The following is a 9,213-nucleotide window of genomic DNA, read 5'->3' as shown; positions in this document are numbered from 1 at the left end:
ACATTCAGGTTCCTGAAGGATTTCCCGGGGGCCCTTTCTCCTGCCTCCGACTATATAGTACAAAAAGTTGATTTTATTTTTACTTTTTTATTATTAAATATTTTTATGTGAGTTGTTCAGAGCCATTTATATGAGCTTTATCCGAGTGGCAGGAGATAAGTGATAAGTGGTAAGCGAAGGTTGCGGCCCTGATGGGCCGCAAATTATTTATGGGGACTTTGCACAGGTGGGGTGAAAGCTCATTAGCACTGATTGAACGCCAAAGGCCGTGCGCGATAGCGCACTATAAAAAATTGGTTTGCGAAAGCAAACCATATCCTTCACTTACCACTTATCACTTAACACTGCCCACTTTTTCTGCAATGTTGACCCGGGATATGCGAAATCCGGAATCTATACCATATATGACAATAGCGTTATAATATAATTATAAGAATTCCCGAAAGGAGGCGTTATGATGAATATAAGAAGCAAAGCTCTGGGGACTCTGCTTCTGGCCCTGCTGCTGACGGGGGGAGTATTTCCCTCGCATGCGGCGGATATGAAGCCATCGGTGAAGGCGGAAGCTTTTGTTGCGGAGAAATCGAATCCTTCCAAACCGGAAGAGACTGTTTCTTCAGCAGATGCGGATAGTACGGCAGCGGTGGAAGAAAAAACGGCCGCTGAGGAAGAAAAACCGGCAGTGAAAAAGCCGCAGGTGGATCCGCTGGCAGGACGCAGTGAAAAACTGGTTAAAGAGTTCTACCTCACTGACGGCGGTACCTATGACAAGGTAACGGAAATCATGGAAGGGCTCAATCCGGAGCTCACCGGTCTTCCGGCCGATAAGAATGCGTACTACCTTCGCATAGACAAGAAGCTGACGGATAAATATTTCCGCCGCGTCCGCGCTTATGATGAGACGTCCCATGAGCAGATCGGGGATTACTTCGTAGCCAGGGATAAGACTTCCGTATGGCGCATGGACGGCGAAGAACCGGGCATGATTTACGGGAGTGCAGAGAAACTTCTGAAGAAGAGCCGGCTGGTGGTCTATCCGAAGTATCTGGCTCTGGGCAGCAAGGGCGTCGTCCGTCTGCTGACGCCGGGTAATGTGCCTTTTACGGTCAGTGCCAAAAGTATGAACGAGGCCATTGCCACCATCGGCAGCGAAAATTCCGTGGAACCGGTGGCTGCAGGCAAGGCGGCTATCATGGTGGACTATACCCTGGGCGACCAGAAGGGGACAGCTGTCCGGGAAGTCAATGTGGTGACCAAAGAGCAGCTGCAGCAGATGATTTATGATGCCTATGTCACCCGCATCTATATGGAACGGATGATGTGGTACGATGATTTCTGGGGCTGGCCATACTGGGGCGGCTGGTACGGCTACCGCCGTCACCCGGGACCACCGCCGAGAAGAGGCCACAGGCCCCCGCCGCCTCGTGACGGCCATGGCCACAGGCCCCCGCCCGGTGGACACAGACCACCGCCGAAGAAATAAAGAATCTGTGGGCTGGCAGGAATTTACTGTTTTTTAAAATCGGGGGAAAGGGGTAAGGGAAAAGGGGAAAGGGAAGGATATGGTTTTCCTTCGGAAAACCAATTTTATATAGTGCGCTTCGCGCACGGCCTTCGGCGGGCTGCTACTGCTGACGAGCTTTTATTCTCGCCTGCGCAAAGTCCCCGTATATTCTCGCGCCGCATCAGCGGCGCCACCTTCCCTTTTCCCTTACCCCGTATCCCTTACCCCTGTTTCTTCCCCCTCGCCTGTCTAAAAATTGCTTGCTTTATCCTTTGAATCTTGATAAACTATAGACTGTATAAGGAGAGTATGACCATGCAGTTAATAGATTTATCTGATGTGAAAGATTTCCATGCAGGACGGTTCCTGCTGTTCTGGCTGATTGCTTCCATTGTGGCTGTCATTGTGGCTTACAGTATCGGTCAGGAAAACAAGCATAAATGGTTCCGCCAGAGAAGCACGAACGGTATTTTTGAAAGGCGCGGCGTATTTGGCAACCTGAGCCTTCTGGGCGTCCCCACATCCATTCCGGGACTCCTCATTACGATTGGAATTTTCGCAGCTTCCGGACTCATCTGGGCGCTTCTCGTATTTGCAGTCCTTCCGATTTTCGGAATCAATCTGTAATCAAATGAATAATCCCTTTCCTGCGGATGGCACGGGGGCAGGAAATAAAAGGACAGACCTGGCATTGAAAAATGTCAGGTCTTTTTTTTTAAAAGATAGTGTTAAGTGAGTAGTGATAAGTGATAAGTGGAGGTGCTGCCCCTGATGCGGCAGCGAGTATATATGGGGAATGTGCACAGGCGGGTATAAAAGACTCATTTTCAATAATTGGGAGCCGAAGGCCGTGCGCGAAGCGCACTTTATAAGATTGGTTTTCGAAGGAAACCATATCCTTCCCGACCGCCCCGATCATCCCGATCACCCCGACTGCCCCGATTCAAAAGTTCAGTCATAATCAGGTTATCCTTTATTTTATATACTATATAATGCTTTTATTGATTCCCAACAGGAGGTACACATGACAGTCTGGGAAAGTATTGCAAAGGAATTATTCAGCGGGGTCCTCGGCATGGGGGATCCTCTGGTATGGGTGATGATGGCCATCGGGGCCATTCTCATCTGGCTGGGGGTGAAGAAGGATTATGAACCGGTGCTGCTCTTCCCTATGGGTGTGGGCTGCATCCTGGCGAATATTCCCGGTCATTTCGCAGTGATCCCCACGTCGGGCGGGGAACCGGGTTTCCTTTCCGTCCTCTATCAGGCAGGGATTGCCAATGAACTTTTCCCGGTGCTCATCTTTATCGGTGTAGGGGCCATGTGTGAATTCGATCCATTAATCCGTGCGCCCTATGTCATGATTTTTGCGGCAGCTGCCCATTTCGGTATCTTTGCGGCCACCCTGGCGGCAGCCATGGTGGGATTCCCCTTCAATGAAGCCGCATCCATCGGCATCATCGGCGCAGCTGACGGGCCCACCACCATTTTCGTAGCTCAGAAATTTGCGACGAACCTCCTGGCGCCCCTTACGGTGACCGCCTTCTGCTATATGTCTCTGGTGCCCATTATCCAGCCGCCTATCGTGAAGCTTCTCACCACAAAGCATGAAAGGCGGATCCGCATGGCTTACCGGGAGGAAAAACCGGTATCGAAGACGGCTCTTTTCCTTTTCCCCCTGATGATTGTAGTCATTGCCGGGATTCTGGCGCCTATTTCTGTACCCTTAATCGGTGCCCTCATGTTTGGCAACCTTCTCAAAGTGTCCGGAGTGACCGAATCCCTTTCGGATACGGCCCAGAATGAACTGTCCAACCTGACTACCCTGCTTCTTGGAATTACGGTAGGCGGGACTATGACGGCTGAAAATATCCTCACCCTGGATGTATTGAAAATCCTCTGCCTCGGAGCGATTGCCTTTGTTTTCGATACAGTGGGAGGCCTGGTTTTTGCAAAAATCGCCAACCTTTTCCTCACGAAGAAAATCAATCCCATGATTGGCGCCTGCGGTATTTCCGCATTCCCCATGTCCGGCCGTCTCATTGCAAAGATGGCTCTCAAGGAAGACCATACGAACTACATCATCCAGCATGCCATGGGCGTCAATGTGGCAGGCCAGGTGGCATCGGTGGTAGCCGGCGGTCTCGTGCTGGCTCTCATTCCCGTATTAATGTAAGGAGGAAATTATGTCCAGCGTAGAATCTGCTTTAACCATGATGGTCATCGCCTATCCTCTTCTTTTCGTAGTGATGGCTCTCTTTGCGGGGCTGACTTATCTGCTCAATAAGGCGTTTCCGAAAGATTGAAAGTTGGAAATAGTGGTAAGTGATAAGTGGTAAGTGAAGGTGGGCGCCTGTGAAATAAATGGGCGCCCTTTTTTATATTTAAATTGGTTGACAGCTAACAACTAACGGCTAATCACTTATCACTAACATCTTCCCCATCCTTTTCTTTATCATGCTATAATAGTACTGTAAAAATCACCAAAGGAGGACATACTCATGAAAGAACCATACAGCAGAACGAAGTCCGTGTGGCAGCGGATGAACCAGACTGAAAGAAAGGCGGTCATGGCTTACGGAGAAAAGTACAAAGCTTTCCTCGATACGGCCCGGACCGAACGGCTCGCAGTCACTGAAATCCTGCGTCAGGCGGAAGAAAAAGGTTTCAAGCCCCTTTATGAAATGAAAGAATTGAAGCCGGGCGATAAAGTTTACTGGAACCAGAAGGGGAAATCCGTCATTCTGGCAGTCATCGGGGAAGAACCGGTACATGAAGGAATCAAAATCGTAGGCTCCCACATCGATTCGCCCAGACTTGACCTCAAGGCCAATCCGGTGCGTGAGGCAGAAGGAGTCGTTTATTTCCGCACCCATTATTATGGGGGAATCAAGAAATACCAGTGGCCTACCATCCCTCTGGCCTTAATCGGCGTGATTTTCAGGAAAGACGGCACAAAAGTAGAAATCAATGTGGGCATGAAAGAAGAGGACCCCATATTCTATATTTCCGACCTTCTCATCCATATGGCCCAGGACCAGATGAAGAAACCTCTGGCAGAAGGCATCACCGGCGAACAGCTGCAGGCCATTGCCTGGACGAATATCGAAGGCAAGGCCAAAGCAAAAGAACTGTTCATGAAATTCCTGAAAGAAACCTATGGAATTGAAGAAGAAGACTTTGCAACGGCCGAGCTGGAACTGGTACCGGCCACAAAGAGCAGGGACGTGGGCTTCGACCGGTCCCTCATCGCTTCCTACGGACAGGATGACCGGGTCTGCTCCTATGCAAACCTGGCAGCCATTCTCGATGCCAGACCGGGCGTAAAGACCCAGGCGGCCCTCCTTACGGATAAGGAGGAAATCGGCTCCTATGGAAATACGGGCATGGAATCTTCCTATTTCGTCAAATTCGTCATGAAAATGCTCGCACTCCAGGGCGATCATTCAATTCTTGACTTCTATGAAACGATGGAAAACAGCGAAATGCTTTCTGCAGACGTGAACTCCTGCCTGGACCCCATGTTCCCCGAAGTTTCTGAAAGAGACAATGCCTCCTTCCTTGGATATGGCGTGAACCTTACGAAATATGGCGGTTCCCGCGGAAAAGGCGGAAGCAACGATGCCAATGCGGAATTCCTGCAGAAAATCAGGGCCATTTTTGACGAAGCCGGAGTCTGCTGGCAGATCGGTGAACTGGGCAAAGTGGACCAGGGAGGCGGCGGAACCATCGCATTCATGATGGCCGACTGGGGCGCAGAAGTGGTAGACTGCGGCACAGCCATGCTTTCCATGCATTCCCCCTATGACCTTCTCTCCAAGGCCGATGCCTATGAGACGTATCTGGCGTATAAGGCGTTTTTCGAAAGTAAGTAATGAGTCAAATATCAGTTGAATGACCTGAGTCAATAACGGTATTCGTGAGTCAGCCCTGAAAGGGACATGTTCTGTTCGAGTCAATTCCGGGATTTCGTGATTCGTGATTCGTGAAGGTGGCGCCCCTTTCGGGGCGCTATTTTTGTATGGGATTTTGCATCGATCCGGATAATATATAAAGATTTGGACAATTTTCCACTTTTATCAGAAGCTCTTCCCAAATGGGGAATTTCATTATATAATGAGACAATTTGTGCTTCATTTATATTTCAAAGGGGAGGAAAAATGACGGCGGAAGAGAAGTCTGTGGAAGAACTGGAATTTGAAGAAACCGGAGTCACCAGAAGTGAGCGGTGGAAGGTGATGTGGGCATCCATCATCGGCTATGCTATGGACGGGCTGGACGTGCTTATCCTTTCTTTTGCCATGGCTGCCATTGTGAGTGAATTCGGACTGACCCTGGGAGAAGGGGGACTTATTGCCACCTACACCCTGATTGGTACGGTCCTGGGCGGGTACCTCTTCGGGGTCTTTGCGGATTATTTCGGAAGGGTACACACATTTTCCCTGACTATTATTCTTTTCTCTATTTTTACAGGTGCCTGCGCTTTTGCAGATAATGCCATGCATCTCAATATCCTCCGCTTCCTGGCAGGTCTCGGCCTGGGCGGCGAATACGGAATCGGTATGACCCTTGTGACGGAAACCTGGCCGGCTGCCAAGCGTGCCAGAGCGACTGCAGGTGTGGCTATGGGCTGGCAGGCAGGGGCGGTCCTCGCGGCTATTCTTGCGGCCTTTGTCCTTCCCGAATGGGGCTGGAGGGGACTTTTCCTGGTGGGCGTAGTGCCGGCCATCCTGGCTGCCTGGGCAAGAAGGGGCATCAAGGAACCGCCGGTCTGGGTCAAACGCCATGAAATGAAAAAAGCGCTGAAAGCAAAAAAGGCAGCCGGTGAAACACTGACGGAAGAAGAAAAGGCGGAACTGGCAGAAGCAGGCAAATTCCCGCTGGCTCATCTTTTTGGAAATAAAACGCTGACCACCATTTCCCTTACCATCATGACTTCCGTGCAGAACTTTGGCTACTACGGAATTATGGTGTGGCTCCCCATGATCCTTCTCAAGGAACATGGGCTTACGACGAAATCCATGTCCGGCTGGATGATCGTCACGGTCATCGGCATGATTGCAGGCATTTATATTTTCGGTTACCTCTGTGACAAACTGGGGCGAAAAATCCCCTATATCCTTTTCTACTTTGGCGCGGCAGCCATGGTTTACGTCTATGTCAATCTGGGAAGTCCGCTGGCCCTCCTCATCGGCGGGGCCTTCCTTGGTTTCTTCTGCAATGGAATGATGGCCGGCTACGGGACCCTTCTTTCTGAAAATTACACCACTGACGCAAGGTCCACGGCCCAGAATTTCATCTTCAATACAGGAAGAGCCGTAGGCGGCTTCGCACCGGTCATCATCGGCACCCTCGCCCAGCAGCACGGATTCTCCGCAGCCTTTGCCCTCCTCTCCTGCATCTATCTCGCAGCGGCAGTGAATGTATTCCTTTTTATTCGGGATACGCGAGGAACTGTGATAAAATAATTGGAGTCATTAGGCCGTTTTATGAACTGAGTCAGTTACGGTATTCGGGAATTAGCCTTACCTCGGCATGCCCCGCCGGAGTCTTTAGCGGGATTTCGGGGTTCGGGGTGCGGGATTCGGGGAAGTGGCGCCCTTTGGGGCGCTTTTTTGATATGACGATAATTCTTACAATCTTTATCAAAAATTAATAGAAGTTTTCTATATATACCTATTGATAAACCAGGGGAACAGGGCTATAATCTGTTATTATTTTCACTTATTGATTTCATCAAAGGAGAAAACCATGATTATAACGATTGCCCGCGAATGCGGGGCGGGGGGAGAAGTGGTGGGCCATCTTCTTTCCGAGAAACTGCACATTCCTTTCTACAGCTGGGAAATGCTTCTGGAAATGGCAAAGAAAGAGGGCATTTATGACGATATGCCCACCTTTTTCACTGAAGACCCCATGAACAGCCTGGTCTATGCCCTTTCTGTTACTGTCCATTCGGACAGGAAAGTGAAGAAACAGCCCCTGGACGCGCTGTATCGCATGCTTGAGGGAGAAGACTGCATCATAATCGGGCGCTGCGGGAATTATGTGTTCCGCCGCCGGGGAGACTGCTTTTCCATTTTCCTGCACGGGGATTTGAAAGACCGCACCCCCTCCATGGCAAGGAAATGGCAGATCAGTGAAAAGGAAGCGGCGGAGAAAATCGAAAAAATCGACGAATACCGCGCCCTCTATCACAAATTTTATACGGGAGAGCAGTGGGGCTATGGCAGTTTCTATGACCTGGCCCTCAATACCTACGTCCTGGGCTATGAAAAGGCTGCGGAATACATCGTGGATTTCATCAGGGATGCAGGGATTAAGAAATGCTGTGAACTTTCGAAAGGACAGGCCTGAATGGATATTTTAAGACAATTCGGCATCATCATCGCCTTGGCCTTTGCGGGAGAAATCCTCCACGTCCTTATCCCCCTTCCCATTCCCGCCAGCATTTACGGGATCCTGCTGCTCTTCCTGTTTCTGAGGAAGAAACTCCTCCACGTCATCCAGGTCCGTGAAACGGTTCATTTCCTCATCGAAACCATGCCCATCATGTTCGTCCCCGCGGCAGCGGGACTCATCGATGCCTGGGCCCTCATCAGACCCCGGCTTTTTCCATATCTCGTGATTATCCTCGTCAGTCTGCTGGTGGTCATGGTCGTTTCCGGCCTCACCACCCAGTTCATCATCCGTCACCAGAAGAAATCCCTGTGACAGAAAGGTCATTATGTACGAATTTCTCATTCATTCCCTTTTTCTTGGCGTCATCCTGTCCCTTGCCGCCTATGGAATCGGGCTTTATCTTCATAATAAATTCCAGAACGATCTGGTGAATCCCCTCCTCATCGCCATTGCCCTGGTCATTGTATTTCTTCTGGCCACGGGAGTGCCCTACAGGGAATATGCGAAAGGTTCCTCCTATATTTCCTACCTCCTGACGCCGGCCACGATCTGTCTCGCCGTGCCTCTCTATGAACAGATGAAACTCCTCTCCCGGAATTTCAAAGCCATCATGGGCGGCATTACGGCAGGCATGGTATCCGGACTCCTAACGATTTATGTCCTGGCCAGATTTTTCCATTTCGACCATGCCTCCTACGTTACCCTCCTTCCGAAATCCATCACCACCGCCATCGGTATGGGGGTTTCTGAAGAACTGGGCGGGTACGTGTCCATTACGGTAGTAGCCATCATCGTGACGGGAGTCATTGGAAATATCATCGCTCCCTTCCTGCTGAAACTTTTCCACATCACCGATCCCGTAGCCAAAGGCATTGCCTGCGGCAGTGCGGCTCATGCCATGGGAACGTCCCGTGCCATGGAAATGGGGGCCGTCGAAGGAGCCATGTCATCCCTTGCCATGGTAGCGGCCGGAATCATGACCGTCGGGGGAGCCATGGTTTTTGCGCTGCTTCTGTGAAGCTGGAAGCTGGAAATAAAATCAGGTGTAATAAGCTGCAGGAAAAAGTGATCAGTTCTTAGTTAGCAGTGAAGGAAGTCCGTTTCCATGTGGAAGCGGACTTTTTTATTGAACCAATTATTCCCGGTTGAGATAGAAGCTTTTATAAAATCGGCGCATACATTTTGCGCGCACCTTCACGGTGAACTGATAACTCAAACTTCGCACCCTTAAATAACCTGGCAGCTCCGATGAAATCTGCATTATTGCATTCCAAAGTATACTGGGATGTTTTATGCGGCATTGAGGA

At 50.2% G+C, this 9,213-nt stretch carries 8 protein-coding genes; all 8 read left to right on the top strand.

The window, feature by feature from the left end:
- Nucleotides 1-454 precede the first annotated feature (454 nt).
- The 8 genes from QZN42_RS09365 to QZN42_RS09330 all read left to right on the top strand — a co-directional run bounded on the left by QZN42_RS09365 (nt 455) and on the right by QZN42_RS09330 (nt 8,924).
- Nucleotides 455-1,483 (top strand): hypothetical protein, encoded by a 1,029-nt coding sequence (locus QZN42_RS09365; RefSeq protein ID WP_296956991.1) that lies wholly within the window; start codon nt 455-457, stop codon nt 1,481-1,483.
- A 336-nt stretch (nt 1,484-1,819) separates the two neighbouring features.
- Nucleotides 1,820-2,131: a phospho-N-acetylmuramoyl-pentapeptide-transferase gene (locus QZN42_RS09360; protein ID WP_296956989.1), complete on the top strand. Its 312-nt coding sequence runs from the start codon at nt 1,820-1,822 to the stop codon at nt 2,129-2,131.
- A 397-nt stretch (nt 2,132-2,528) separates the two neighbouring features.
- Nucleotides 2,529-3,680 (top strand): sodium ion-translocating decarboxylase subunit beta, encoded by a 1,152-nt coding sequence (locus QZN42_RS09355; RefSeq protein ID WP_296956987.1) that lies wholly within the window; start codon nt 2,529-2,531, stop codon nt 3,678-3,680.
- Between the two features lie 325 nt (nt 3,681-4,005).
- On the top strand, nt 4,006-5,379 hold the full coding sequence (locus tag QZN42_RS09350) for an aminopeptidase (protein ID WP_296956985.1): 1,374 nt from the start codon (nt 4,006-4,008) through the stop codon (nt 5,377-5,379).
- A gap of 285 nt (nt 5,380-5,664) precedes the next feature.
- Nucleotides 5,665-6,972, top strand: a complete 1,308-nt coding sequence (locus QZN42_RS09345; protein WP_296956983.1) for an MFS transporter — start codon at nt 5,665-5,667, stop codon at nt 6,970-6,972.
- Between the two features lie 283 nt (nt 6,973-7,255).
- Nucleotides 7,256-7,861 carry an AAA family ATPase gene (locus QZN42_RS09340; RefSeq protein ID WP_296956980.1) on the top strand — a complete coding sequence of 202 codons (606 nt, stop codon included), beginning with the start codon at nt 7,256-7,258 and terminating at the stop codon, nt 7,859-7,861.
- Complete coding sequence (locus QZN42_RS09335; RefSeq protein ID WP_296956977.1) at nt 7,862-8,218, top strand: CidA/LrgA family protein; 357 nt, start codon at nt 7,862-7,864, stop codon at nt 8,216-8,218.
- 13 nt (nt 8,219-8,231) lie between these two features.
- The gene (locus QZN42_RS09330) at nt 8,232-8,924 is read left to right on the top strand and encodes an LrgB family protein (protein ID WP_296956975.1); all 693 of its coding nucleotides are present in this window, start codon (nt 8,232-8,234) and stop codon (nt 8,922-8,924) included.
- Nucleotides 8,925-9,213: the final 289 nt, after the last annotated feature.

It is taken from the genome of uncultured Dialister sp. (assembly GCA_900314595.1).
Lineage (GTDB): Bacteria > Bacillota > Negativicutes > Veillonellales > Dialisteraceae > Dialister.
The sequence above is the reverse complement of the archived record's forward strand: the minus strand, read 5'-3'. Positions and strand labels throughout refer to the sequence as shown.

Coding starts and splice junctions, on each gene's coding strand:
- QZN42_RS09365 (WP_296956991.1), top strand. CDS start 455: ATGATGAATATAAGAAGCAAAGCTCTGGGGACTCTGCTTCTGGCCCTG.
- QZN42_RS09360 (WP_296956989.1), top strand. CDS start 1,820: ATGCAGTTAATAGATTTATCTGATGTGAAAGATTTCCATGCAGGACGG.
- QZN42_RS09355 (WP_296956987.1), top strand. CDS start 2,529: ATGACAGTCTGGGAAAGTATTGCAAAGGAATTATTCAGCGGGGTCCTC.
- QZN42_RS09350 (WP_296956985.1), top strand. CDS start 4,006: ATGAAAGAACCATACAGCAGAACGAAGTCCGTGTGGCAGCGGATGAAC.
- QZN42_RS09345 (WP_296956983.1), top strand. CDS start 5,665: ATGACGGCGGAAGAGAAGTCTGTGGAAGAACTGGAATTTGAAGAAACC.
- QZN42_RS09340 (WP_296956980.1), top strand. CDS start 7,256: ATGATTATAACGATTGCCCGCGAATGCGGGGCGGGGGGAGAAGTGGTG.
- QZN42_RS09335 (WP_296956977.1), top strand. CDS start 7,862: ATGGATATTTTAAGACAATTCGGCATCATCATCGCCTTGGCCTTTGCG.
- QZN42_RS09330 (WP_296956975.1), top strand. CDS start 8,232: ATGTACGAATTTCTCATTCATTCCCTTTTTCTTGGCGTCATCCTGTCC.